Origin of the sequence: Sinorhizobium sp. BG8, assembly GCF_016864555.1 — a bacterium.
Lineage (GTDB): Bacteria > Pseudomonadota > Alphaproteobacteria > Rhizobiales > Rhizobiaceae > BG8.
In genome coordinates this window covers 3,627,555-3,652,366 of sequence record NZ_CP044011.1, presented here as the reverse complement: position 1 = coordinate 3,652,366, position 24,812 = coordinate 3,627,555, and the positions used below count along the sequence as shown (strand labels likewise).

Here is a 24,812-nt window from a genome sequence, read left to right as displayed (position 1 = left end):
AGTCACGGCCAGGCGTTTGGAGCTCGTCGCACCGGGCGTTGGCAAACGAGATATCCGACATGACCCAGGATTCGCATAGACCCATGCCGACGGAGCCGGGAATTCTCGCCTTTCACGCGCGCTGCGAGGCGTTTTATCCGGCGGACGCCGTTCATGGCTCGATTGCGCAGCAACGCGGCTGGTACGACGCGTTGTGCGCCGAATTCGACGCGCCGCCGCCTCCGGGAATGCACAAGGCAGACGGGCTGGTGGCGGGAAGGGTTCCGGTTCGCTACTACCGCCCGTCCGTGGTGAGCACGCAGACGCGGCTGCTCTACATCCACGGAGGTGGCTTCGTGGTCGGCTCGCTGAACAGCCATGATTCCATCTGCGCGGAGATCGCTCACGCGGCCAAGGCGGAACTTGTCTCTGTGGATTATCGCCTGGCGCCCGAGCATGTCTGGCTGGCGGCTTTCGAGGATTGCTGGGCAGTTCTCCTCGATCTTCTCGCCTCCTCGCGTCCGGTCGTCGTCATCGGCGACAGTGCGGGCGGCAATCTCACGGCAGGGATCGTGCTGAACGCCAGGGATGTGGGAGCAGGGCCCATCGCCGGCCAGGTGCTCATCTATCCCGCGCTCGGCGGTGATCTTGTCTCCGGATCTTACGCCGAGATGGCGCAGGCTCCCGGCCTGACGACGGCGGACGTCTCTTACTACCGCGATGTCGTGAAGGCTCCGAAGGGGGATGTCTATGCGTTCCCGCTGCTTGCGAAGGATCTCGCCGGACTGCCGCCTTCCTATATCACTGCGGCCTTCTTCGACCCGCTGCGTGACGATGCGCGCCACTATGCGACGCGGCTTGGAGCGGCAGGCGTTCCGGTCGAGTTCAGGGAGGAGCCGCAGATGATCCATGCCTGGCTGCGGGCACGCCATATGAGCGAGGGGGCGCGGGAGGGGTTCTCGGCATTGTGCGCGGCCGTTTCGAGAATGGCCGGAACTCGCTCGACATGAACGGTATCACCGACCTCGACAGGCTTCTTGCGGAGTTGGAACCGTCGCTCGCGGGTGGCGAATTCGTTTTCTGTACGGTGCCGCATGAGGATGTCGCTCGCACGAGTGACCCTCGTGTGCTTTGCTACTTCCGGGAACGAGAAGGCCTGACACTGATCCTTCCGGCCGAGGTGGCCGTCGCCGAAGAGCTCGCCGCAAGCGCTCCGATGCGGATGATCACGCTCACGGTTCATTCCTCGCTCGAGGCGGTCGGCCTGACCGCTGCTGTCTCCGCCGCGCTGACCGGGGAGGGCGTGAGCGCCAACGTGGTCGCCGCCTACCATCATGACCACATCTTCGTGCCGGCTGCGGATGCGGAGCGGGCGCTCGAGGCCTTGAGACGCCTGTCGCGCCGATAGGCTCGGCGCCGGCGATCTTTCATTTGCGATGAAATCCAGCGATGCCTATTCCGGTGGAATGCGTGCGACGTAGAGCTGCCAGATACCCGGGACATCGCGCAGCGCAACCTCGCCCCGGGTCTCGAACGTGACGCCCGATCCGACAACGAGGTCCTTCACTGTCCGTGAAAGAATGATTTCTCCCGCCCCCGCATGTGGCAGAAGCCGCGAGGCGAGATGCACGGCGATACCGCTGAGGTCCCCGCCGTGTCTTTCGCACTCGCCCGTGTGGAGCGCTGCGCGAATGTCGAGACCGAGGGCGGCCGCGCGGTCGCGGATTGCGCCGGCGCACTGGATTGCCTTCGTCGGACCCTGAAAGGTCGCGAGAAATCCGTCGCCGAGCGATTTCACCGCAGTGCCGCCATGGCGCTGCAGTTCTTCGCGCACGGCATCGTCGTGGCGTTTGAGAAGCGCCCTCCAGGCTTCGTCGCCGAGGTTGGCCGCCACTGCGGTGGAGCCGACGATGTCGGTGAAGAGAACGGTGAGGAGGACACGTTCGTATGCCGGCGCAGGTCGCACGCCCGTCAGGAACTCTTCGATCTCATCCAGTGTCCGGTCAACATCTCCCGCCCAGATGACATGGTCGTCTCCCGGCAGTTCCGCCCATCTGGCTTCGCCGATCCGGTCGGCGACGAAACGGCCCTCCGCGACGTTCACCCAGCGGTCGCCGGCCCGGTGCAGCACGAGGGTGGGCACATGGATTGCACTGAGTATGTCACGAACGTCGATCTCGGTGTTCCAGCGCCAGAGCGAGATTGCATCCTGTGGCGAGGCCGAGTTTCTGAAGTAACCGGCGAGCCAGTTGCGCGCCTCCTGGTCGTGCTGGAGCGTGGGGGCGGCATTGCTCATGTCGAAGGGGCCGCCCCAGTCGCGCGCGATCATGGCAAGTTCCTGCTCGACCTCGTCGCGGGTCTTTCCCCATGGATAGTCCGGCGCCCAGAGCCCCTTGGCAAAACAGCCGTACAGGACCAGCGCGGCGGTCCGCTCCGGGTAGGTGGCCGCGAAGAGCATGCACATGTTGCCGCCCTCGGAGGTGCCGACAAGCGCCGCGCGCCGCGACCCCGCCGCGTCCATGACGGCCCTGACGTCCTGCATGCGCTGCTCGAGCGTCGGATAGCCGACGTTGCGATCCGAGAGGCCCGTGCCGCGTTTGTCGAACAGGATCAGCCGCGCGAAGCTACTCAGCCGATTGAAGACATGCACCATGCGCGGAAATTCCCACGCATGGTCCAGATTGGAGACCCAGCCCGGCACGTAGACGAGGTCGAGCGGCCCGTCGCCCACCACCTGATAGGCAATACTGAGGTCGCCACTCTGTGCGTAACGGGTGCTCGGTCGCATGCGGCGAGCATATCACGCTGCGCGCTGCCATGCATCGCAACCGGCACGGCGGCGCCCGTTTGCTACATGAAGTCCCGGGCGATCTTCTTGCTGAAGGTCTTTTCGAAGATCTCGGTATCGCCCTCGAATGCCCGGACATGTGCGGAGATCAGCCAGTCGGTGGCGGTGCAGGCAATGGTGGCGGTCGAGATCGTGCGGACGAACCAGCCCGGGCGCTGCATGTCGCAGGTCCATGTGGAGGTTCCCGTCATCGAAAGCGGGTCGCCGTCCGCAATCGACCAGAGCTCGTCGCGCAGCTGCCGCGTCGCAAGCCCGAAACCGGGATGCTCGAACAGTCCGGTGTCCTCGTAGATCGAATACTCCGTCAAGCCGTTGGTCAGGTCTCGCTCCACCCCGCGCGCTGTTTCCGCGGGTGTGAGTTCACGGTACTTCGGCAGCGGGTCGGGATTGGCCGGCTCAGGGACGGCAACGACCTGATGGTCGCCGAGCCGCGGAAGCGCGAGGCCCAGCGAGGCAAGGTCGATGGTTACGCCGGGATCGGTCGGGGGCGGGAGCACCTTGGGCCAATAGGACGTCGAGAGCGACAGCCGGATGCGATGCCCCGCGCGGAAGCGATAGCCCATCGCGTCGAGCAGCAGCCGTATCTTCGTCTTCCTGCCCGCCTCCAGCGCCTTGGGCTTGTCGTTGCCTTCCCTGTGCGCGAGGTTGAGGACGCCGAACGTCACGCGCGTGGCAGTTCCGTCAGGGTGAACGTCGACGATGCGGGCGCAGAGATTTGCCCATTCGTCATCGCAAGCGAGCTCGAGGTCCACAACCGGCCTGCCGAGGTAATCCTGTGCTTCCTTCAGTGGGGCGGTCTCGAATACCAGCGAGCCGGCGTCGTCGGTCCGCTGGTCGAGAGCCATTTCCGCATCCGGCTTGAGCGTGAACCATTCGCCAGCCATGGTGCCCGTATCCAGTGGCGAGCGCAGGTAACGATCGTGATCATGCGCCCCGGCGATGGGCATGCCGGGCGTCAGCGTGCCGAACTGCTCGACATAGAAGCAATCCATCTCCGGTTCTGACCATTCCAATTTGGCGACCCAGAAGCCGGGATCAAACTCGCGATTGCGCGAGGGGCGTGCGCCGTCCTGAATGTAGGCGCGCATCTGGGGCCAACCCTCCGCGCCGTTCTGCTCGCCTCTGAGCCACCGGTTCCACCAGGCAATCGCTTCGGCATGAAAGTCCATGCGAGGCTTGGGCCAGGCGAAGTGCGGATATTTATGGATCCACGGTCCGATCAATGCCTTTGCCTTGCCTCCGAGGCCCTCGACAGCCTTCACGGGCGTGTTGCGATAACCATCCGCCCAACCGGCAATCACGAGCGCCGGCACAGGGAAGCCTTCGAAATCCTCGCAGATGGAGCCGTGCCTCCAGAAATCGTCGCGCCGCTGGTGCTGCAGCCACTCCTCGAGGAAGAAGGGTTCATTCTCGAGCCGTTCCAGCCACATCGCCTTCCAGCGGTCGCCGACAATAGCGGGATCGGGCGAACGGGACTGGTAGGCGAGCATGGTTGCCGCCCAGGATAGCTGGGCGGAGAGGTGCGTGCCGTTCTTGTAGTGGATGTCGTCGTTGTAGCGATCCACCGTGGATGCGATCGAGATGACGGCTTTCAGGGCAGGCGGCTTCAAGGCCGCGACCTGGAGGCAGTTGAAGCCGCCCCAGGAAATTCCCATCATGCCGACATTGCCGTTCGACCATGGCTTGGCGGCAATCCAGGCGATCAGCTCGCAGGCGTTGGCAAGCTCCAGAGGCGTATATTCACCGTCGATGACGCCGTCGGATTCGCCGGAACCGCGGATGTCCACCCGCACGCCCGCAATGCCTGCCGCCGCAAAGACGGGATAGGTGGATTCATCGCGCGGGCTGGTCCCGTCGCCCTTGCGGTAAGGGAGGAATTCGAACACGGTAGGCACCGGATCGGCCTCGGCTCCCTCCGGCATCCAGATGCGGGCGGCAAGACGGGTCCCGTCCTGGAGAGTGATCCACTCATTCTCGATGACGCTAAATCGACGGTCTTTCATGGGCATTTCCGTGTGCAAGGGCGGGCTTTGTCGCGAATGATCGCAGAGGCGGGTGAGTCGGCAGGAGAATAGCGGGAAATGAGCTCGAGCACTGTTGCAATCGCGTCATGGATCTTCGTGACGGCCGCTGCGGTAGCCTTTGCCGGGGACGATCCAGTCGCTCCCATGCCGGCCTGCGCGCTTTCGGGCGCGGCAAGCGTGATGATCGGCGGTGCGCCGGCGCTTCGGCTCTCCGATGTCGCAAACTGTCCGCCCGAACTCTACGAGGTCGTGCCGGGCATCACGATCGAAGGGCAGCCGATCGTGCATTTCCGCAGCGGAGCCGCAGAAAAGGGAAAGTGTATCGCGCGAGGCGAGGGGAGCGTGCTTGTCGAGAGCGGTTCTGCAGCACGTGTCGGCGACGTGCTATGCACGGAGCAGTAGGGGGCAAAAGACCAGGGCTGGCACACTGATGGAAAAATCCGGCTGAGGACACAGTGACAGCAATGCAGCACAGGCGATCGATACTGATCGGGACGTGAAGGTTTCACCGGTGAGGCGGATTTACTGATGCCCACGGTCGGCCTTCCTTTCGTCAATACTGTTGTGCCGGCATTTTCTGCTGGAACTGCTTTGGTGATTGCATCGCTCTGAAGAAAAATGCAGCATGCCGGTTCCTCGGTACGCATGCCAAGGAAGATACCGTCATCCTGGTTTGATGCTCGCCGTCGTTTGGCTCCGGCACAGGAGGCGCTGATTCCGCAGTCATGACACGCGCGCAGCAAGTTGGCGTCATTGTCGGCCTTCTCATCGTAGCGGCACTCACCATGCTGCGGGCAAGCGACCCGCAGCTGCTGAGGCAGGCGCGCGACGTGGTCTTCGACGAGTACCAGCGCCTGAGGCCGCGGGCTTTCGAACACATGCCCGTCCGCGTCATCGACATCGATGAGGCATCGCTGAAGGAGATCGGTCAGTGGCCATGGCCGAGAGACCGGCTCGCCGAACTGGTGAACCGGCTGTCGGAGGCCGGCGTCGCGGCAATCGCATTCGACGTTCTCTTCTCGGAGCCGGATCGGCTGTCGCCGCGTGCGGTCGTTCGCGAGGTTCCGGGTGTCGATCCTTCGATACTCGGAGGATTGCCTGATAATGACGAGATTTTTGCGCAATCCATCGCCGGAAAACCTGTCGTTCTCGGCTTCGCCCTGTCGAATGACGGGAACTTTCGCCCGGAAATGAAGGCGGGTTTTGCCTTCACGGGCGAGCCTCCCTTCGGTGCGCCGCCGCGACTGAGGGCTGCAACGCCACTCAGACCCCAGCTCGAAGCCAATGCTGCTGGTATCGGCCACATCAGTCTCAATCCTCGAAGCGCCTCGGCCGTCGTGCGTGCCGTTCCGCTGCTGCTCAGCGACGGTGAACAGCTTTATCCGAACCTGACGCTCGAAGCGCTGCGCGTCGCGCAGGGGGCCTCGACCTACATACTGGCGGGCGCGCCTGATATCCCGGACACGATAACTCTCATCAAGGTCGGCGATTTCGTGGTGCCCGTCACGGCGGCGGGCGAGCTTTGGCTCTATGTCTCGCCGGACACGACGGAGCGATACATCTCCGCAAGGAAGGTTCTGGCGCCCGGCGGGATCGCCGACGACGTGCTCACAGCGCTCCAGGGCAGTATCGTTTTCGTCGGAACGTCTGCCGCCGGCCTGCAGGACGTGCGTACCGATGCCCTGGGGGAAAACGTGCCCGGTGTCTCGCTGCACGCGCAGGCCGTGGAGCAGATCCTCTCGGGGCGCTATCTCTCGCGGCCCGATTGGGCTGACGGGCTCGAGATCCTGTCGATCGCGGTGGCGGGCACGATCCTCGTGCTGCTGACAACATTCCTCACCCCGGCGATCGCGCTCGTCGTCGGCCTGTTGATCACCGCGCTCGCTCTCGTCGCCTCCTGGTTGGCATTTTCCTATGCCGGACTCCTGTTCGATCCGCTTGCGCCGATCGTCAGCGGGTCCATCACGCATTTCGCGGCGACGGCCTTCCGCTTCCTGGTGACCGACCGGGAGCGCCGTGAAGTCCGGCGGGCATTCGGGCACTACCTGTCGCCGTCGCTCCTCTACCGTATCGAACACACCCGCAATGCCCTGCGCCTCGGCGGGGACGATCGCGAACTGACCGTGATGTTCGTCGACGTCAGGAACTTCACCGAGATCAGCGAACGGCTGTCGCCCACCGCCGTCGTCGCCTTCCTCAATACCTTTCTCGATGCTCTCAGCCGCCACGTCATTGCCAACGAGGGCACGCTGGACAAGTTCATCGGGGATTCGATCATGGCCTTCTGGAACGCGCCCGTGGATGTGGCCGACCATGCCAGGAAAGCGGTTCGCGCGGCACTGGCCATGCGCGAGACGCTTGCCCGGCTGAATGCGGACGATGCATTCGGCTTCGGCGGCGAGCAGACCGTCGGCATCGGGATAGGTGTTCACACCGGAATTGCATGCGTCGGGAACATGGGCGCCGAGACCCGGTTCAACTATTCGGCGGTCGGCGACACCGTCAACGTTGCCGCGCGGATCGAGGCCGCCTGCAAGGACGTCGGCTTCGACATCCTGATCTCTGAATCCACAGCGGATTGCCTGTCGGATTGCGCCCTGCTCGAAGCAGGCGCGCTGGCACTCAAGGGCAAGAGCACCCGCACCAAGGTCTTTGCCGTCGTCGGTGACGAGAGCCTGGCACAGTCCGCGGAATTCGAGGAACTGAAGGGGATCCACGGCCGGCTCGTCGAAGCGCTCCGCTTGCGCTCCCCGACGACCCGCAACATCCTGCGCGGCGCGAAGGTTCGTGCCGAGACAATTGGCATGGGCCTGCCGGACTTCTATCGCCGGATCTCCCGGAGAGGCGAGCACTTCATCCATGAGCCGGGCCGTGCACACGGCATCTCGGCCGAATAGTTCGCCTCAGTCCGCGTCGCCGCCTTGAGTGGGACCGCCGTCGCTGTCGCCAGGAGGATCACGGTCCGATGGCGGGTCCTTGTCGGGCGTTGTCGGTTTGTCTCTGTCGGGCGTTGTCGGCTTGTCCCGGTCGGGTTTGGTCGGCTTGTCCCTGTCGGGCTTCGTCGGTTTATCCCTGTCGGGCTTCGTCGGTTTATCCCTGTCAGGCTTCGTCGGCTTATCCTTGTCGGGCTTGGTCGGCTTGTCCTTGTCCGGCTTGGTCGGTTTATCCTTGTCCGGCTTCGTCGGTTTGTCGTCCGGCTTGTCGGGATCAGGACGCGGTTCGGGTTGGCGGATGTTTCTTTCTTTCTTGTCGGTCCGAATTCTCACTTCGTTCTGAAGCCCGCAGCCTGATCCGCCCACCCGGCCGAGAAGCTCCTGGTCCCCGGAAAGAAAGGGAAGGGCACGGGGATTGTCGAGAGCCGCAAAGATGCTGCGGTTGATGCGCCTGACGTCCGACAGCTCGCCGTTGCGCTTTGCAACCACGCACTCGCACCGACGCTTGAGCTCGCGACAGCCCCCGGGGCCGCAAAAATCGGCGGCACCGCTCAGCAGGACGATGGCGGTGGTTCCGTCGGCGCCGACATAGAAGTCGAAGACCGTCCCGCGCACACCAATTGTGCCGGCAGGGGTCACGATTTCGTAGGCCGTATGTTTCGACTTTCCGCTGACCCAGCGGAATGTACCTTTTGCGGCTGCTACTGTAAGCTTTTTGAAAGAGCGTGAGTCGTCATAGACGAACTTGTCGATGACGACGGAAGAGCCCCATCCGACGGCGAGCTTCGTTCCGTCGCGAAAGGTGAACTGGCCGAGACCCGATCTGGACGTTCGTATGCGTTCGTCCCGATAGACGGGATCCTTGACCGCTATCGGACCGTTAGAGCCAGAGACCTCAGTCTTGATGTGAACTGCCTCGCCGACTGTTTCTGCAGCCAATGTTGGCATCCAGCCGTAAAGCGCCACACCGAGCGCAGCAATTGCCGCACAACGCAAATGTGACATCGTGCCCTCCTGGAAGCGGGCACTGTAACACGCAAAATTAGGAGTGTCTTCTCAAGAGTGTTCGGCATTGCTAATGCAACCGAAATTGTGCAAAGCAGCGAAAACCCTCAGTTGCCGGCACTCTCCATCCGTCGCGTCGCAAGCACCCGCTCCAGCCAGCCGATCTCCATTTCGGGCACAGACTTCAGCAGGAGGTCGGTGTAGTCGTCGAAGGGTGGCGAAAGCACTTTCGATTTGGGGCCGAAGCGGACCAGGTTGCCGCGATGCATCACCGCCACCGAGTCCGCGATCGCCCTGACGATGGCGATGTCGTGGGTGATGAACATGTAGGAGACCTGCGTGTCCTCCTGCAGTTTCATCAGCAGCTTGAGAATGCCTTCCGCCACGAGCGGATCGAGCGCCGATGTCGGTTCGTCGCAAAGGATGAGTTCGGGCTTTGCGGCAAGCGCCCGGGCGATGGCGACACGCTGCTTCTGGCCACCGGACAGTTCGGCGGGATACCGGTCGGCGAACCGACCGCCCATTTCGATCTGGTCGAGCAATTCCTTCACCCGATCGGTCTTCGCCTTGCCATGCATGCCATAGTAGAAGCTCAGCGGCCGGCCGATGATGTCGCGCACGGTCTGCCGCGGATTCATCGCGGTGTCGGCCATCTGGTAGATCATCTGAATCCGGCGAAGCTGGTCGTTTGAGCGGCCCTTGAGAGCCCGCGGCAATACCTGACCGTCGAAGGTGATGCGGCCATCCACGGGCGGCAGCAGGCCGGTGATGACACGCGCCAGCGTCGACTTCCCCGATCCGGACTCGCCGACGACAGCAAGTGTCTGGCCTTTCGGTATGTGCAGCGAAACGTCGTGCAGAACCTTGAAGCCGTTCGAATAGCCGGCGGTGATGTTTTCGATCTTGAGGAGCGTGTCAGTCTGGTCGACCGCCTCGTCGCGGCGGGTTCCCCGGACGTTGACCAAGGCCCGTGTATAGTCCTGGGTCGGCGCCTCGATGATCTGCTTCACCGGCCCGTACTCGACCGTCTTGCCGTGCCGCAGCACCATGATGTCGTCGGACACCTGTGCGACCACGGCGAGGTCATGGGTAATGTAGAGTGCCGCCGTGTGCGTCTCCTCGATCGCATGCTTTATCGCTGCGAGCACGTCGATCTGGGTCGTCACGTCCAGCGCAGTCGTCGGCTCGTCGAAGACGATGAGTTCCGGATTGGGGCAGAGCGCCATGGCGGTCATGGCGCGCTGCAGCTGGCCACCGGACACCTGGTGCGGGTAGCGCTGGCCGAAGGTCTCCGGGTTTGGCAGGCCGAGGACACGGAACAGATAGAGCGCGCGCTTTTCCGCCTCCGGCCTGGTCATGATGCCGTGTTTCAGCGATGCCTCGATGACCTGCTCACCGAGCCGGTGGGCGGGATTGAAGGCGGCTGCCGCCGATTGCGCGACGTAGCAGACCTTGGCTCCCCTGACCGAGCGGATTCCGGCATGGCCAAGTTTCAGGAGGTCCTGGCCGTTGAGCTTAACCTCGCCTCCGGTGATGCGAACCCCACCGCGCCCATAGGCAAGCGCAGTCAGCCCGATCGTCGACTTTCCAGCGCCGGACTCGCCGATGAGCCCAAGGACCTTGCCCTTCTGGAGGTCGAAGGAGACACCCTCGACCAGCGTTACCGTTTTCGGCGGCTCTCCCGGCGGATAGCTGGTGGCCTCGATCTTGAGATTTCGCACAGACAATAGATCAGGCATCGCCACGCCCTCCCTTCAGGCTCGAGGTACGCTTCATCAGCCAGTCGACGACGAGGTTGACGGAGATGGCAAGCGAGGCAATGGCGGCACCCGGTACGAGTGCGGCGGAGATGCCGAAAATGATGCCGTCCTTGTTGTCCTTGACCATGCCGCCCCAGTCGGCCGCGGGCGGCTGGATGCCGAGACCGAGAAACGACAGTGTCGACAGGAAGAGGATGGAGAAGGCGAAGCGCAGGCCGAACTCCGCAAGCAATGGCGAAAGCGTGTTCGGCAGGATCTCGCGAAAGATGATCCAGCCAGTACCTTCGCCGCGAAGCCGTGCCGCCTCGACGAACTCCATCACCGCCACATCAAGAGCCACGGCGCGGCCGATGCGGTAGACGCGGGTCGAGTCCAGCACTGCCATCACGAGGATCAGGATCCACAGTTGCTGCGGCAATACGGCAAGCACGACCAGCGCAAAAATGAGGGTTGGTATCGCCATCATCAGGTCGTTGAACCGCGAGAACAGCTGGTCGATCAGCCCGCCCGTCACGGCCGCGATGAAGCTCAGCAACATGCCGAGCGAGAAGGAGAGCACCGTCGCCGCGAGCGCGACGAAGATGGTGGTGCGGGCGCCGTAGATCAGTCGCGAAAAGAGATCGCGGCCGAGATTGTCGGTGCCGAAGAGGTAGTCGCCTCCCATGGGCAGCCAGATGTCTCCGACGATCTCGCTTTCGCTGTAGGGGGCGATCCAGGGGGCGAAGATGGCGCAGATCAGGGCGATGGCGATGCCTGCCATGCCAATCCACGCACTGATGGGAATGGAAGACAGCCTCATCGTGGATGCCTCAATCTTGGATTTGCGACGATCGCCAGGATGTCGGCCATCATGTTGAGGAAGATGTAGAAGGCGGCGAAGATCAGTCCGCATGCCTGAACCACGGGCATGTCGCGCACCGTGACCGCATCAACCATGTACTGTCCCATGCCGGGATAGACGAACACCACCTCGACGACCACCACGCCGACCACGAGATAGGCGAGGTTGAGCGCGATGACGTTGATGACCGGAGCCAGTGCGTTGGGTGCTGCATGCTTGGCGATGATGCGCAGGCCGCTCAAACCCTTCAGTTCAGCCGTCTCCACATAGGCCGAGGACATCACATTGATGATGGCGGCGCGTGTCATCCGCATCATGTGGGCGAGAACGACCAGCACCAGGGTTGCCGTCGGCAATGCTATTGCCGAGAGCCGCTGGCCGAGCGACATATCCTCGTAGACCGTCGCCGGGAATGTTGCGATGCCCATCTGCACGGCGAAGAAGAGGATGAGCAGGTAGCCCACGAAGAACTCCGGAAGGGAGATCGCCGCAAGCGAGATCACGTTGATGATCTTGTCCGGCATGCGGTTTCTGAAATGAACCGCGAGCATGCCGAGGCCGACGGCGAGGGGTATCGAGATGATCGCCGCGAAGAAGGCAAGGAACAGGGAGTTGCCGAGGCGGTTACCGATCTGCTCGCTGACCGAGTTCTTGGAAGCCCAGGAGGTTCCAAAATCGCCCTGCAGCGCACCGCCCAGCCATTTGATGTAGCGGGTCGTGGCGGGCTGATCGAGCCCCAGGTCCTTGCGGATGTTCTCCACCGCCTGCGGGGTTGCCGACTGTCCGAGGTAGGTGGTCGCAAAATCGCCCGGCAGGGCTTCGACACCGCCGAAGATCAACAGCGATACGGCGAAAAGCAGAGCGACGCTGAGCGCGAGACGCTGCAGGATGAGGGCAACAAGCGGGTTGCCCTTGCTGAACTTCGCCCAGCCCGACGGTGCCGAACCGTCGAGCATGGACTGGCCGCTGGACGCACCCGATCCGGCAATGCCTGCGGACTGCGGGCCTTCACCCGCAGCCCCAAGCGTCGTCAGCTCCGGACCGTGCGCCGGTCCGCCGGCCATCAGTCTTCGAGCCAGACGCGGGTTGCGACATAGCCGTTCGACATGTCGTTGCCGATGTCGTGGACGTAACCTTTGACCTTCTTGGAGGCCGCGTTCACGAAGTCGTTGAACATCGGCAGGATAAGGCCGCCTTCGTCGCGCACCATCATTGCCATGGAGCGGTACATTTCCTTGCGCTTGGCTTCATCCAGCTCGGAGCGGGCCTCGAGCAGGATCTTGTCGAAGTCCGGGCGCAGGAAGCGCGTGTCGTTCCAGTCGGCGGTCGAAAGATAGGCCGTCGAATACATCTGGTCCTGCGTCGGGCGACCGCCCCAGTAGGAGGTCGAGAAGGGCTGGACGTTCCAGACGTTCGTCCAGTAGCCGTCGCCGGGCTCGCGCTTGACGTCGATGGCGATGCCCGCCTTCTTCGCACTTTCCTGGTAGAGAACAGCCGCGTCCACGGCGCCCGGGAAGGCGACATCGGACGTGCGCAGGAGAACCGGACCGCTATGACCGGACTTCTTGTAGTGGAACGCCGCCTTGTCGGGATCGTAGGCACGCTGCTCGATGCCCTCGGGGAAGAGCGCATAGGTTTCGTTGATCGGGAAGTCGTTGCCCACCTTGCCGTAGCCGCCAAGGATCTTCTGGACCATGGTTTCGCGGTCCATTGCGTACTTCAGCGCCAGGCGCAGGTCGTTGTTGTCGAACGGCGCCGTGTTGCAATGCATGATAAAGACGTAGTGACCGCGGCCCGAGGTGTTGAGGATCTCGACCGTCGGCGCGCGCTTGAGAAGCGCTACCGTCTTCGGATCGACGCGGTTGATGTAGTGGACCTGGCCGGACGAAAGGGCGGCGATACGAGCGGTGGCATCGTTCATCGCGATGAGCTCGACCGAATCCACGAAGCCGCGATCGGTGCGCCAGTCGTCCGCATTCTTCTCGAAGGTCGCCCGCACGCCGGGCTCGAAGCTCGCTACCTTGTAGGGACCCGTGCCGATCATGGCATTCGGATCGTCCAGGCCGCCGTTCGGCTGGATGACGAGGTGATAGTCGGTGAGGAGCAGCGGCAGGTCGGCGTTGCCTTCGGTCAGGACCAGAACCAGATTGTCTCCGTCCGCCTTGATCTCCTTGATCGACTTCATCACGCCGAGCGCGCCGGACTCCGACTTCTCGTCGGTGTGGCGCTGCAGCGTCTTGATGACGTCGTCGAGGGTCAGTTCCTTGCCGTTGTGGAACTTGACGCCCTTGCGGATCTTGAAGGTCCAGGTCGCGGCATCGGCAGAGGGTTCCCAAGATTCTGCGAGTGCGGGGACGGGGCCACCGGTCAGCGGCTCGGATTCGACGAGCATGTCACCCCAGCAGCGACCGACGACGAACATGAACTGCGAAAGGGCTTTTGCCGGGTCTTTTGAATCGGTTGCGGCAGCGCCTTCAAGTCCAAGCTTCAGATGACCGCCGCGCTTGGGCTCCTGTGCCTTGGCTGCGGTGTCGAACATCGTGCCTGCAGCGGCGAGCGTGATGCCGAATGCAGCTGCACGGCCCATGAACTCGCGACGGTTCATTTTGCCGCTCATGACCTGGTTTATCAGATGGTTCTTGTAGTCAGTCATTCCCCTGTTCCCTTATCTCTGGCTGGTAGCCGATTGTTGTGATTGGCAGAATTTCTGTTTTTGTCGTCTGTGGCAACCCTTCGTGCAGCCTCGGGGTCGCATCATTTCCAGTCTTGCGGGTATTGTTCCCTTGCCGTCGTCCTTTCAGTTCCTCGATCCGATGGCCGGCCGCCGGAGCGGTTCGGCCGAGTAATCCGGGCAGCCGGTGGCCACCCTCGTGTCTTCTGTTACCGCCCTTGCCAGACGGGATCGCGCTTCTCCGCGAAGGCGCGGGCGCCCTCGAGCTGGTCCTCGCTGGAGTAGAGTATGTCCACGGTCTTGAATTGTCTGCGCGTAATCTTGTTCATCGTGGTCTGGAACGTCTCGCCCTCGGCGGCGCGAACCACTTCCTTGATCGCCGCATAGACAAGCGGCGGGCCGCTCTCGAGCAGCCTTGCCAGTTCCCAGGCGCGATCGAGCAGCCTGTTGGCGGGCAGGATCTCGTTGACGAAGCCCCAGCGGTGCGCTTCCGTCGCGTCCAGCCACCGGCCCGTCAACAGCATGTCCATGGCGATGTGGTAGGGAATGCGCTTCGGCAGCTTGATCGAGGCCGCGTCCGCAACCGTGCCCGAGCGGATTTCCGGCAGGGCAAAGGTAGCGTGCTCGGCTGCCAGGATCATGTCTGTGGAGAGAGCGATCTCCAATCCGCCGCCGCAGCAGATGCCATTCACCGCTGCAATGATCGGCTTGTTTAGGTCGCGCAGTTCCTGCATGCCACCGAAGCCGCCGACGCCATAGTCGCCGTCAACCGCATCGCCGGCCGCCGCTGCCTTCAGGTCCCATCCGGGACAGAAAAATTTCTCGCCGGCGCCGGTGATGATGGCAACGCGCAAAGTTTCGTCGTCGCGGAAATCACGGAATATCTCGCCCAAGATGCGGCTGGTCACGAGGTCGATGGCGTTCGCCTTCGGCCTGTCGATCGTAACTTCCAGTATGCCGCCTTCGCGGCGTTTCAGGATCGGTCCGGACATGGGCTCACTTTCTCAGACGGATCAGGGCATCAGCTGCGACGACACCGTCACCTTGCGGAAGCACCATGATAGGATTGATATCGAGTTCTTCGACTATTGAAGCGTTTGAAACGACATACGATGCCGCTGATGCGACGGCGGCAACGAGCGCGTCGACGTCGCCCGCGGGCGCTCCGCGATAGCCTCCGAGGAGTTTTGCGATCTTGAGGCCGGAAATGGCCTCGCGGATCGCCTTTTCATCTGTCGGCAGCGTCAGAATTGCCGAATCCTCCAGCAATTCCACCAGGATTCCGCCCGCACCGATTGTGAGCACGGGGCCGGCAACCGGATCCCGCATCGCCCCGACAATCAGCTCGGCGACGGGCTTGCCCACCATTTTTTCCACGAGATAGCCGGAAGCGACGCCGGCCATGGCCTTCGCGGCCTCGAGAACGGCCGGCACATCCGCGAGGTTGAGCCTAACCGCGCCTGCCTCCGTCTTGTGGGCGACACCCAGCCCCTTCAGCACGACCGGGAACCCGAGCCTTTCGGCTTGCCTGGCGGCATCCTCGGCAGTCTCGGCGACCCGACCCTCCGGGATGGAAAGACCGTAGGCAGCAAGGGCAAGCTTCGCTTCGTGTTCCGTCAGCGTCACGGTTTCGCCGCCGTTTGCCGGGGCTGCCACGAGCGGCTGAGCCATCGGCCTCGCCCAGGCCGCGCCGATCGTGGCGGCCGTCTCCGCGGCAGCGAGCGCTTCCTCGATCCCGGAGAACGGCACGACCCCGGCGGCCATGAGCGACAGCGCGGTTTCCTCCGGCATGTTCTCACCCATGCTCGCGACGATCCCGGCGACGGCGCCGGTCGCCTTCGAGGCGTCGATAACGGCATCGCAGGTGGTGACCCAGTCGGCGGCGTCGCAGCGGTCCTGTCGCGGGAAGTCGAGGACGACCAGGTTCAGCGCATAGTCGCCCCGCATCATGGCGGTAAACGCGGCGGTCTGCTTTTCCCGATTGCCCCAGACGAAGGTGTGGTAGTCGAGCGGATTGGAGATGGTGACCATCTGTCCGAGACTTTCGCGCAGGGGCTGGCGCTGTTCTTCCCGAAGTGCCCGATAGACGATCTTGCGCTTGACGCCGGCATCCGCCATCAGCGAGGCCTCGCCGCCCGAGCAGCTCATCGAGGATATGTCGAAACTTTCAAGCGGGCCGCTCAGGTGCAGCAGCTTCAGCGTTTCGAGCAGCTCAGGCAGCGTCTCGACCCGGCCGATGCCGAGGCGCGACAGCAGCGCGGAGGAAACGGCGTCATTGCCGGCGAGCGACGCGGTGTGCGAGACGGTGGCAAGCTGGGCCTGTTCGGACTTTCCAACCTTGAGAGTGACGACGGGCTTCTTCAGTTCACGGGCGAGGCGCGCCAGTCTCTGAAGCGCTTCGACATTGTCGAAGCCCTCGATGTGCAGGCCGACGCTCGTCACGCGCGGATCCTGGAGCACGGCGCAGGCGAGGTCCGAGAGCCCCGTCTGGGCCTGGTTGCCGGCCGTCAGGATGTAGGCGAGCGGCAATCCGCGCATCTGCATCGATATGTTGCAGGCGATGTTCGAAGATTGGGTGAGGATCGCGACGCCGCGGTCGACACGCACCATGCCGTGCTGGTCGGGCCACAGCAGCGCGCCGTCCAGCATATTGATGAAGCCGTAGCAGTTGGGGCCCAGGATCGGCATGTCCCCGGCCGCTTCGACGAGCGCTTTCTGCAGGTCGTCACCATCGGCGAGTTCGGTTACGGCCTCGCGGAAGCCGGATGCATAGCAGACTGCGCCGCCGGAACCGCGGGCTGCGAGTTCGCGGATGATCTCGATGGTGAGCTGGCGGTTGACGCCAACGAAGGAGGCATCCGGCGCACCGGGCAGTTCGGCGACGGAGCGGTAGCACTTGCGGCCGAGGATCTCGTCCTCTCTCGGGTGGACCGGCCAGATCTCTCCGGCAAAGCCCATCTTGTCGCATTGCTCGATGACCCGGCGCGCCTCCTTGCCGCCGAAGACGGCGATGGAGCTGGGCCGGATCAGGCGGTCGAGGGAACGTGTCATGTCAGGTTCACGCTCCAAGGGGCCGCAGCAGGTCGCGGCTGATGATGTGGCGCTGGATTTCGGAGGTGCCGTCCCAGATTCGCTCGACGCGGGCGTCGCGCCAGAAGCGCGCGAGCGGCAGGTCGTCCATCAGGCCCATGCCGCCGTAGATCTGGATCGCCTCGTCGGTGACGCGGGCGAGCATCTCGGTGGCGAAGACTTTCGCAGAGGCGATCTCGCGGTTCGACGGGAGGCCCTGATCGAGGCGCCATGCGGCCGAGAGCGTCAGAAGGTCGGCGGCGTCGATCTCGGTGATCATGTCGGCGAGCTTGAAGGAAACGCCCTGGTTGGCGCCGATCGGCTTGCCGAACTGCTTGCGCTCGGCAGCGTAGCTAAGCGCATAGTCGAACGCGCGCCGCGCCCTGCCGACGGAGGTTGCGGCGACAGTCAGGCGCGTCGCATAGAGCCAGTCATTGGCGATGTCGAAGCCTTTGTGTACTTCGCCGAGGATCTGCGAGGAGGGGAGGCGGCAATCGTCAAACGTCAGGATGCAGTTCTTGTAACCGCGGTGCGAGACCGAGTTGTAGCCTTCACGGATCTCGAAACCGGGCGTTCCGCGGTCGACGAGGAAGCAGGTGATCTTCTTCTTCGGGCCGCGGGGTGTCTGCTCCTCGCCGGTCGCGATGAAGACGATGACGAAGTCGGCGATATTGGCGTGGGAAATGAAGTGCTTGGTGCCGTTGACAATCCAGTCGTCGCCATCGGGCCGGGCAAAGCACTTCATGCCGCGCACATCCGAGCCCGCATCCGGCTCGGTCATGGCCAGCGCATCGAACTTGTCGCCGCGCACGGCCGGCAGGAGATACTTCTCGCGCTGCTCCTCATTGCAGGCCATCAGGATGCCGGAAGGGCGTCCGAAGAAGACGGTGAGGCCCATCGAGCCGCGTCCGAGTTCGCGTTCCACCAGAGTGAACGACGTGTGGTCGAGCCCTGCGCCGCCCACTTCCTCCGGGAAGTTGCAGCCGAAGAAGCCGATCTCCTTGCATTTGCGCGCAATTTCCTGGCCCAGTTCCGGCGGCACGAAGCCGGTGCGCTCGACCTCGTTTTCGTGCGGGTAGATCTCGGTCTCCACGAAGCTGCGGACCGTGTCGACGATCATCTGCTGCTCGTCTGTGAGTGCGAAATTCATGTTGTTCTCCCTCGTATTTCTTCAAGAGAAGCCCGTCCTGCGGGCTTCATCATCGTCGTCTCGCGGCATCTCCCCCGCAACGAGCAAACGCCTGCTCGCTATATCTCTTCCAGCCATCCAGCGCGCGAGAGCGCTGCCGTCGCTCTTTTTCGGGACCCGGCATGTCCAGCTCCGGGTCTCTCTCCTTGTCGGGCAATGAAGCGACACGGCGGGCAGGGGCTGGACACTGGGTCCCGGTTACTCGGTTATCGCTTCTGTCCGACCGCGCGGCCAACGCCCTCCGGCTTCGGCAGCGCCGCATGGGCCTCCGTGATCGCCTGTAGTTTCGCCAGCACCTTTTCCGGTGCGGTCACTGCCTTGCCGGCCTTGCTGTCGACGTGCAGCATCATCTGCTCGGCTGTCGCGAGGGCCTCTTTCGTCGCGGCATTGTAGATCGTGCTGAAGATGTGCAGGCGCTTTTCATCCGATGAAAGGATCTGGCATGTGGCGTAGAGCGCATCGCCGAGTTTGGCCTCTCCGAGGTTTCGGATGTGCGTCTCTACCGTGTAGTAGCTGTGGCCGTCCCGGACATATTCGAGATCGACGCCGATCAGGCGCAGCAAGGCGTCGGAGGTGTCGCCGAACACCTGCAGGTACCGGTGCTCCGTCATGTGTCCGTTGTAGTCGACCCAGGCGGCGCTGACCTTGGTGTCCACCAGGTGCAGCGCCTTGGCGTCGCCAAGGTCCACCTCCGGCTTCTTCGCGTTTGCCCAGAGGTGGTCCTCGAACTCTGTCAGGAGCTTGCCTGCACCCCAGCCACGACCGTCGTCGCCGGCCTTGAGCGCCTGCATGATGCCGACGAGGTTCTGGTCGCGGATGCGTTCGAGTTCGCGGATGCCGCGCGCGCCGGACTGTGCATCCGACTGGTTGGCGATCTTGTCGACGAGTTCGTCGGTCAGGTCGACCACATCCGTCAGCTTTGTCCACGGCCAGGAGAGGCAGGGACCGAACTGGGCGATGAAGTGGCGCATGCCCGCCTCGCCGCCGGCGATGCGATAGGTCTCGAACATTCCCATCTGCGCCCAGCGGATGCCGAACGAATAGCGGATCACGTCATCGAGCGTTTCGGTGTCGCAGATGTCGTCCTTGATAAGCCACAGGCCTTCGCGCCAGACGGCCTCCAGCAGGCGATCGCCGACGAAGGCTTCGATCTCCTTCTGGATAATCACGCCCTTCATGCCGATCGGCGCCAGCTTGGCCTTGGCTTCTTCCAGGGTCGACCTGGCAGTCTTCTCACCGCCGACGAGCTCGGCAAGCGGCAGCAGGTAGACCGGATTGTAGGGGTGCGCCACGAACATGCGTTCGGGATGCTTCATGTCGCGCTGCAGATCGGTCGGCATCAGGCCCGAGGTGGAGGAGCCGATCAGTGCGTCGGGACGTGCTGCGGCGTCAATCTGGGTGAGAACGCCGCGCTTCAGTTCCAGCCGCTCGGGCACGCTTTCCTGAATCCAGTCAGCGTCTTGAACCGCTTCTTCAATGCTCTTTGCGAAGGTGAGCCTGCCCTTCGGCGGCAACGGGGCCATGGTCAGCATGCCATAGGCGCGCTCGGCGTTCGCCATGACCTCGCCGATGATGCGCTCTGCTTCCGGATGAGGATCGAAAATCTTGACGTCGATGCCGGCAAGCACGAAACGGGCGGCCCAGGCCCCGCCGATGACGCCGCCGCCGATGCAGGCTGCCTTGTTGATCTTGTTCATATGGTCGTTCCCATCGTCTTTGTTGGTGTGCCGTAGCCCCTCATCCGACCCTTCGGGCCACCGTCTCCCCAACGGAGAGAGGCAGGAGGTTGCCGCTACGGCTCTTGTTCCGAATGCCTGCTTGCCTGGATGGCGAGGCGGTCCCTCCGGTTGCCTTCCTCTCCCTCAATTGGGGGGAAGTTCGCCCGGATGGCCGTTCGCCGCGCCATCCGCAATCCGTGTCCTCAACGCTTCCTGAGCTTGAGCTTCTCGCGTACCTCTGCCGGTCCGATGACGCGGGCGCCCATGTTCTCGATGACGGAAACTGCCTTCTCGACGAGCTGCGCGTTGGTAGCGAGCTGACCCTTGCCGATATAGAGGTTGTCTTCGAGGCCGACGCGAACGTTGCCGCCGGCCAGGACCGCCGCTGCCGGGTAGGCCATGGCGTTGCGGCCGATCGAGAAAGCCGAGAAGGTCCAGTTGGACGGCACGTTGTTGACCATCGCCATGTAGGTGTTGAGGTCGTCGGGAGCGCCCCACGGAATTCCCATGCAGAGCTGGATCAGCACCGGATCCTCGATCAGGCCTTCCTCGACGAGCTGCTTGGCGAACCAGAGATGACCGGTATCAAAGGCTTCGATTTCCGGGCGCACGCCGAGATCGGTCATCTGCTTCGCCATGGCACGCAGCATGGAGGGCGTGTTCGTCATCACATAGTCGCCGAGCGAAAAATTCATCGTGCCGCAATCGAGCGTGCAGATTTCCGGCAGACATTCGGCAACGTGGCTCACGCGCTCCGTGGCGCCCGCCATGTCGGTGCCCTGTTCCTTCAATGGAAGCGGCTTTTCGACATTGCCGAAAATCATGTCGCCGCCCATGCCGGCCGTCAGGTTCAGCACCACGTCGACTTCCGCCTGGCGGATGCGGTCGGTAACCTCCTTGTAGAGGTCGTTGCGGCGGCTCGGCGCACCGGTTTCCGGATCGCGCACATGGCAGTGAACGATTGCTGCGCCAGCCTTTGCCGCCTCGATCGCGGATTCGGCGATCTGCTTCGGCGTGATCGGCACGTGCTTGGATTTCGCCACCGTGTCGCCCGAACCGGTAACGGCGCAGGTGATGAAGACATCGCGGTTCATGGCTAGGGGCATGCTGTCTCTCCCGAATTTTTCTTCTGGAGCCATTACGAGCCAATAACGCCACGCGTGCTTTGCAAAATCGGCATCATTCTTTACAAGGATGGAAATCGCTGGAGGAGTTTCGGTCGTGCTTGATCCGTCATCCGAGACGCTCGATCTCGATATCCTGGTGCTGCCGGAGACCAACCTGATCCTCGTCGCATCGGTCATCGAGCCGCTGCGCGCGGCCAATCGCATCTCCGGGCAGGATCTCTACAGCTGGAAGATCTTCTCGCCGGACGGGGCGCCGATCGAGACCCGCAGCCGCATTCCGGTGCCGGTCGACGGTCCCTTTCGACCGGAGAAGGAAACCTTTCCACTGTTCATCCTGTCGAGCTACCAATGGAAGCTGAGCGCCACGCCGGCACTCCGGATGCAGTTGTCCCGCACGGCTCGCTACCGCACGATGATGGCCGGGATCGAATCAGGGAGCTGGCTGCTGGCGGAAGCGAGCCTACTCGACGGTTCCTCGGTGACGATCCACTGGGAGGACATGGAGGATTTCGCGGCTGCCTATCCGCAGATTTCCGTGTTGAGGGAGCGCTACGTCATCGACGGCAAACGTATCACCACGGGAGGTTCACTGCCGACCTTGGATCTGATGCTGGAGATCATCCGCCGCCGGCAGGGCTATTCACTGGCACTCGAGGTCTCGCGCCTGTTCATCTACGAACACGAACGCACCGGCGGTCTCCTGCAGGTGCCGGCACTCGGCAACATGCGCGTCGCCGACCAGCGCGTCAGCCAGGCGGTGCGACTTATGGAGGAGACCGTGGAGGCACCGGTAACGCTTGCGCGCCTCGCACGCCGCGTCGGCATCAGCGCCCGCCACCTCCAGGATCTGTTCCATGAGACGATGGGCGTTGCTCCGCACCAGCATTACCTCGCACTCAGGCTGAACGCGGCGCGCCGGAAGGTGATCGAGACCAAGATCGAATTCGCCGACATCGCCGCAATGACCGGCTTCAATTCGTCGTCGGCCTTCTCCCGGAGCTATCGCGCGCACTATCACGAGAGCCCGACCGAGACACGGCGAAGGCTGAAGACGCCGGGGAAGGGGTGAGCTTCACACGATCGATTCGCCGCCGTCCACGACCAGGATCTGACCGGTCATGTAGGAGGAGCGGTCGGAGACGAGGAAGAGGATCGGTTCCGCGATTTCGCAGACATCGGCCCATCGCCCCATGGGCACCTTGTTGCGAATATAGGTTTCGATCTCGCTGCGTCCTCCCATCTGGGCGATGAAGGGCGCATTGAAGGGTGTATCCACCCAGCCCGGACAAAGCGCGTTCACGCGAATCCCGTACCTGGCGTAGTCGCCGGCCATCTGCCGTGTCATCGCGATCACGGCGTGTTTCGTGGTGGTATAGGCAATCATCTCGCGGTCGTAGATGACGCCTGACGAGGAGGATGTATTGAGAATGACGCCGGAGCCCTGCGCCCTCATTGCGGGCACGACGAGCCGCGAGGCAAGAAAATGGGCGCGCACGTTCAGTTCCCACGAGCGGTCGAAGCCTGCGACCTCGACGTGTTCGAGATCGCCGGAAACCTGGGCGCCGGCGTGATTGTGCAGAATGTCGATACGGCCGTGCCGGGAGAGGATGGAGCCTATTCCCGCTTCCAGTGCCGCATCGTCGGTAACGTCGAGCACGAGCGCCTCGGCTTCTCCGCCAGCATCCGCAATCAGATGCACGGTCTGTGTGGCCGCGGCGGAATCGCGGTCGAGAACGCAGACGAGGGCTCCCTCGCGCGCCATGATTTCGGCTCCAGCCCGGCCGATACCGGAGCCCGCTCCGGTGACGATGGCAACACGGTCCTTCAGGATCATCGGCTTTACTCCACGGCAGGCGATTTCTGTTTCTTCTCCCGCATGAGAAAGCGGGCGATGAGGATCAGGATCAAGGAGGCGACCAGCACCATCGTGGCAATCGCATTGATTTCCGGCGTTACGCCGCGTCGGATTGAGGCGAAGACATAGATCGGCAGCGTCGTATTCGAGCCGGCCACGAAGAAGGCGACGATGAAATCGTCGAATGAAAAGGTGAAGGCGAGCAGGAAGCCCGCAAGTACCGAGGGAAGGATCTGCGGCAGCACGATCTGGTGGAACGTTGTCCAGGGCGTTGCATAGAGATCGGCCGAAGCTTCCACGATGTCCCGGCCGAGACCGGCGATCCGCGCCTTCACAATCATGGCGACGAGCGCCATCGAGAAGAGCCCGTGGGCGGCGATGATCGAACCATACCCGAGACCGAGCTGCGGTGGTTTGTCTCCCGGCCAGATCCCGGCGATGACAGGATTGACGAAGGCAAAGACCTCCACGAGCGCAACCAGCGTTGCAATGCCGATGACCACGCCCGGCACGACGATGGCGGCCGCCATGAGACCGTCCAGCGCCGTGCGCATGCGGCCGCCCAACCGCTGCATGCCGAGCGCCGCCATGGTGCCGAAGATCGCGGCTAGGGTGGCGCTGGAAAAGGCCACGATCAGGCTGTTGGCAAGGGCGGTCGTCAGGAACGTGTTGCCCAGCGCCTTGGCATACCAGACGGTCGAGAATGCCGTGAACTCGCTGGCGTTGCGCCCGGCATTGAACGAGAACAGCACCACGAGCGCGATCGGAGCGTACAGGAACAGATAGACTGCGGAAATCAGGGCGCGCATCAGACGAGATCCACCTGTCTGCTGCCGGAAACCTTCCAGGCGATCCGCATCGCGATCGTCAGCACGATGACAACGATGACGACGAGGGTGACGGCGATCGCCGAGCCGAAGGGCCAGTTGCGCGATTGGAGGAAGAGGTCGACGAGCGCATTGCCGATGAAGAACACCTTGCCGCCGCCGAGCAGCTGCGGGATCAGATATTCTCCGAGAAGCAGGATCGTGACGAGTGCGACACCGGTCATGACGCCGGGAAGGGAGAGAGGCAGTGTCACGCCGAGGAAGGTCGAGACGGGTTTTGCGCCGAGATCGGCGGAGGCTTCGAGAAGGCGCCGGTCGAGCTTCTCGAGGCTGACATAGATCGGCATGATCATCAGCGGCAGGTAGCCGTAGACGATGCCGAGCAGCACGGCGCCAGGCGTGTTCAGCAGGCGCACGTCGGATATGCCGATCAGGTCGAGAAGGTGCGGCAACCCGCGGGAGCCGAGGATGTACATCCAGGCATAGGTGCGCACCAGCAGGCTCGTCCAGAAGGGCACGACGATGAGAGAGACGAGCAGGAGCCGATAGCGCGGATTGGCCTTGACCGCGAGGTAGTAGGCGGCGGGGTAGGCGACGAGCAGGCAAAGGAGGGCGCCTGCCGGGGCAAGCAACAGCGTGTTCCAGAAGGCGGCGGCGCGGGCCGGGAGGTTCGCGTATTGTGCAAGCGTCAGGGCAGGCTGGTATCCGCCTGCCGGCGCACGCTCTCCGAAGGAAAACACCAGCATTGCGATGAAGGGCAGCACCAGGAATATGAACAGCCACAGTACAGCCGGCGCAAGCAGCGACGTCGTGACGAGATTTCTCTTCGCGGTCATCGTCAGGGGCATAAGCACAGGTCTTCTGCTGTCTTGAGGCTTCTGTTTCCGGTGCCCTGGAGGGAACCCGTCTTTTCAATGTTGTACCAGTCGGTCATCAGGTCTTCCGCTGGGAGGCCGAACATCCGAT

Annotated in this window: 20 protein-coding genes; 5 read left to right on the top strand and 15 right to left on the bottom strand. The window is 63.1% G+C overall.

Features of this window, described 5'->3' with window-relative positions:
• Positions 1-59 precede the first annotated feature (59 nt).
• Positions 60-989, top strand: a complete 930-nt coding sequence (locus F3Y30_RS17135; protein WP_203423907.1) for an alpha/beta hydrolase — start codon at positions 60-62, stop codon at positions 987-989.
• A complete protein-coding gene (locus F3Y30_RS17130; RefSeq protein ID WP_203423906.1) occupies positions 986-1,387 on the top strand; it encodes an ACT domain-containing protein in 402 nt (133 codons plus the stop codon). The genes F3Y30_RS17135 and F3Y30_RS17130 overlap by 4 nt, the downstream gene beginning before the upstream one ends.
• Before the next feature lie 45 nt (positions 1,388-1,432).
• Here F3Y30_RS17130 and F3Y30_RS17125 read toward each other — a convergent pair whose 3' ends face one another.
• Positions 1,433-2,767 (bottom strand): adenylate/guanylate cyclase domain-containing protein, encoded by a 1,335-nt coding sequence (locus F3Y30_RS17125; protein WP_203423905.1) that lies wholly within the window; start codon positions 2,765-2,767, stop codon positions 1,433-1,435.
• A gap of 62 nt (positions 2,768-2,829) precedes the next feature.
• Positions 2,830-4,836 carry a CocE/NonD family hydrolase gene (locus tag F3Y30_RS17120; protein ID WP_203423904.1) on the bottom strand — a complete coding sequence of 669 codons (2,007 nt, stop codon included), beginning with the start codon at positions 4,834-4,836 and terminating at the stop codon, positions 2,830-2,832.
• 72 nt (positions 4,837-4,908) lie between these two features.
• Between F3Y30_RS17120 and F3Y30_RS17115 the strand changes: the two genes are divergently transcribed.
• Entirely contained in the window at positions 4,909-5,253 is a 345-nt protein-coding gene (locus F3Y30_RS17115) for a PAAR domain-containing protein (RefSeq protein WP_203423903.1), read from the top strand.
• A gap of 323 nt (positions 5,254-5,576) precedes the next feature.
• Complete coding sequence (locus tag F3Y30_RS17110; protein WP_203423902.1) at positions 5,577-7,748, top strand: adenylate/guanylate cyclase domain-containing protein; 2,172 nt, start codon at positions 5,577-5,579, stop codon at positions 7,746-7,748.
• Between the two features lie 6 nt (positions 7,749-7,754).
• On the opposite strand, the gene F3Y30_RS17105 is transcribed toward F3Y30_RS17110, so the two are convergent.
• The 10 genes from F3Y30_RS17105 to F3Y30_RS17060 all read right to left on the bottom strand — a co-directional run bounded on the left by F3Y30_RS17105 (position 7,755) and on the right by F3Y30_RS17060 (position 21,143).
• The gene (locus tag F3Y30_RS17105) at positions 7,755-8,789 is read right to left on the bottom strand and encodes a FecR domain-containing protein (RefSeq protein ID WP_203423901.1); all 1,035 of its coding nucleotides are present in this window, start codon (positions 8,787-8,789) and stop codon (positions 7,755-7,757) included.
• Between the two features lie 107 nt (positions 8,790-8,896).
• Positions 8,897-10,528 carry an ABC transporter ATP-binding protein gene (locus F3Y30_RS17100; protein ID WP_203423900.1) on the bottom strand — a complete coding sequence of 544 codons (1,632 nt, stop codon included), beginning with the start codon at positions 10,526-10,528 and terminating at the stop codon, positions 8,897-8,899.
• Positions 10,521-11,348 carry an ABC transporter permease gene (locus F3Y30_RS17095; protein WP_203423899.1) on the bottom strand — a complete coding sequence of 276 codons (828 nt, stop codon included), beginning with the start codon at positions 11,346-11,348 and terminating at the stop codon, positions 10,521-10,523. Before F3Y30_RS17095 ends, F3Y30_RS17100 begins: the two co-directional genes overlap by 8 nt.
• Complete coding sequence (locus F3Y30_RS17090; protein ID WP_203423898.1) at positions 11,345-12,454, bottom strand: ABC transporter permease; 1,110 nt, start codon at positions 12,452-12,454, stop codon at positions 11,345-11,347. The genes F3Y30_RS17095 and F3Y30_RS17090 overlap by 4 nt, the downstream gene beginning before the upstream one ends.
• The gene (locus F3Y30_RS17085; RefSeq protein ID WP_203423897.1) at positions 12,454-14,043 is read right to left on the bottom strand and encodes an ABC transporter substrate-binding protein; all 1,590 of its coding nucleotides are present in this window, start codon (positions 14,041-14,043) and stop codon (positions 12,454-12,456) included. The genes F3Y30_RS17090 and F3Y30_RS17085 overlap by 1 nt, the downstream gene beginning before the upstream one ends.
• A 227-nt stretch (positions 14,044-14,270) precedes the next feature.
• Positions 14,271-15,053, bottom strand: coding sequence for a carnitinyl-CoA dehydratase (locus tag F3Y30_RS17080; protein ID WP_203423896.1), 783 nt, complete (start codon positions 15,051-15,053; stop codon positions 14,271-14,273).
• Between the two features lie 4 nt (positions 15,054-15,057).
• Positions 15,058-17,112, bottom strand: coding sequence for an acetate--CoA ligase family protein (locus tag F3Y30_RS17075; RefSeq protein WP_203423895.1), 2,055 nt, complete (start codon positions 17,110-17,112; stop codon positions 15,058-15,060).
• A 7-nt stretch (positions 17,113-17,119) separates the two neighbouring features.
• Positions 17,120-18,280, bottom strand: coding sequence for an acyl-CoA dehydrogenase family protein (locus F3Y30_RS17070; RefSeq protein WP_203423894.1), 1,161 nt, complete (start codon positions 18,278-18,280; stop codon positions 17,120-17,122).
• A 245-nt stretch (positions 18,281-18,525) separates the two neighbouring features.
• Positions 18,526-20,016, bottom strand: coding sequence for a carnitine 3-dehydrogenase (locus tag F3Y30_RS17065; protein ID WP_203423893.1), 1,491 nt, complete (start codon positions 20,014-20,016; stop codon positions 18,526-18,528).
• Positions 20,017-20,240: 224 nt separating this feature from the next.
• A complete protein-coding gene (locus tag F3Y30_RS17060) occupies positions 20,241-21,143 on the bottom strand; it encodes a 3-keto-5-aminohexanoate cleavage protein (RefSeq protein WP_203423892.1) in 903 nt (300 codons plus the stop codon).
• Positions 21,144-21,258: 115 nt separating this feature from the next.
• Here F3Y30_RS17060 and F3Y30_RS17055 point away from each other — a divergent pair, with 115 nt between their 5' ends.
• Positions 21,259-22,233: a GlxA family transcriptional regulator gene (locus tag F3Y30_RS17055; RefSeq protein WP_246752773.1), complete on the top strand. Its 975-nt coding sequence runs from the start codon at positions 21,259-21,261 to the stop codon at positions 22,231-22,233.
• 3 nt (positions 22,234-22,236) lie between these two features.
• Here F3Y30_RS17055 and F3Y30_RS17050 read toward each other — a convergent pair whose 3' ends face one another.
• The 3 genes from F3Y30_RS17050 to F3Y30_RS17040 are packed head-to-tail and all read right to left on the bottom strand — an operon-like array spanning position 22,237 to position 24,694.
• Positions 22,237-22,998 (bottom strand): SDR family oxidoreductase, encoded by a 762-nt coding sequence (locus tag F3Y30_RS17050; RefSeq protein ID WP_203423890.1) that lies wholly within the window; start codon positions 22,996-22,998, stop codon positions 22,237-22,239.
• A 5-nt stretch (positions 22,999-23,003) separates the two neighbouring features.
• Positions 23,004-23,828: an ABC transporter permease gene (locus F3Y30_RS17045; RefSeq protein ID WP_203423889.1), complete on the bottom strand. Its 825-nt coding sequence runs from the start codon at positions 23,826-23,828 to the stop codon at positions 23,004-23,006.
• Positions 23,828-24,694, bottom strand: a complete 867-nt coding sequence (locus tag F3Y30_RS17040) for an ABC transporter permease (RefSeq protein ID WP_203423888.1) — start codon at positions 24,692-24,694, stop codon at positions 23,828-23,830. Before F3Y30_RS17040 ends, F3Y30_RS17045 begins: the two co-directional genes overlap by 1 nt.
• Between the last annotated feature and the right edge of the window lie 118 nt (positions 24,695-24,812).

Excerpts from the sequence above, each read along its gene's own strand:
- F3Y30_RS17075 (WP_203423895.1), bottom strand. The coding sequence starts at position 17,112 with ATGACACGTTCCCTCGACCGCCTGATCCGGCCCAGCTCCATCGCCGTC.
- F3Y30_RS17105 (WP_203423901.1), bottom strand. The coding sequence starts at position 8,789 with ATGTCACATTTGCGTTGTGCGGCAATTGCTGCGCTCGGTGTGGCGCTT.
- F3Y30_RS17110 (WP_203423902.1), top strand. The coding sequence starts at position 5,577 with ATGACACGCGCGCAGCAAGTTGGCGTCATTGTCGGCCTTCTCATCGTA.
- F3Y30_RS17135 (WP_203423907.1), top strand. The coding sequence starts at position 60 with ATGACCCAGGATTCGCATAGACCCATGCCGACGGAGCCGGGAATTCTC.
- F3Y30_RS17065 (WP_203423893.1), bottom strand. The coding sequence starts at position 20,016 with ATGAACAAGATCAACAAGGCAGCCTGCATCGGCGGCGGCGTCATCGGC.
- F3Y30_RS17090 (WP_203423898.1), bottom strand. The coding sequence starts at position 12,454 with ATGGCCGGCGGACCGGCGCACGGTCCGGAGCTGACGACGCTTGGGGCT.
- F3Y30_RS17085 (WP_203423897.1), bottom strand. The coding sequence starts at position 14,043 with ATGACTGACTACAAGAACCATCTGATAAACCAGGTCATGAGCGGCAAA.
- F3Y30_RS17040 (WP_203423888.1), bottom strand. The coding sequence starts at position 24,694 with ATGCCCCTGACGATGACCGCGAAGAGAAATCTCGTCACGACGTCGCTG.
- F3Y30_RS17095 (WP_203423899.1), bottom strand. The coding sequence starts at position 11,348 with ATGAGGCTGTCTTCCATTCCCATCAGTGCGTGGATTGGCATGGCAGGC.
- F3Y30_RS17130 (WP_203423906.1), top strand. The coding sequence starts at position 986 with ATGAACGGTATCACCGACCTCGACAGGCTTCTTGCGGAGTTGGAACCG.
- F3Y30_RS17050 (WP_203423890.1), bottom strand. The coding sequence starts at position 22,998 with ATGATCCTGAAGGACCGTGTTGCCATCGTCACCGGAGCGGGCTCCGGT.
- F3Y30_RS17120 (WP_203423904.1), bottom strand. The coding sequence starts at position 4,836 with ATGCCCATGAAAGACCGTCGATTTAGCGTCATCGAGAATGAGTGGATC.
- F3Y30_RS17060 (WP_203423892.1), bottom strand. The coding sequence starts at position 21,143 with ATGCCCCTAGCCATGAACCGCGATGTCTTCATCACCTGCGCCGTTACC.
- F3Y30_RS17100 (WP_203423900.1), bottom strand. The coding sequence starts at position 10,528 with ATGCCTGATCTATTGTCTGTGCGAAATCTCAAGATCGAGGCCACCAGC.
- F3Y30_RS17125 (WP_203423905.1), bottom strand. The coding sequence starts at position 2,767 with ATGCGACCGAGCACCCGTTACGCACAGAGTGGCGACCTCAGTATTGCC.
- F3Y30_RS17080 (WP_203423896.1), bottom strand. The coding sequence starts at position 15,053 with ATGTCCGGACCGATCCTGAAACGCCGCGAAGGCGGCATACTGGAAGTT.
- F3Y30_RS17070 (WP_203423894.1), bottom strand. The coding sequence starts at position 18,280 with ATGAATTTCGCACTCACAGACGAGCAGCAGATGATCGTCGACACGGTC.
- F3Y30_RS17115 (WP_203423903.1), top strand. The coding sequence starts at position 4,909 with ATGAGCTCGAGCACTGTTGCAATCGCGTCATGGATCTTCGTGACGGCC.
- F3Y30_RS17045 (WP_203423889.1), bottom strand. The coding sequence starts at position 23,828 with ATGCGCGCCCTGATTTCCGCAGTCTATCTGTTCCTGTACGCTCCGATC.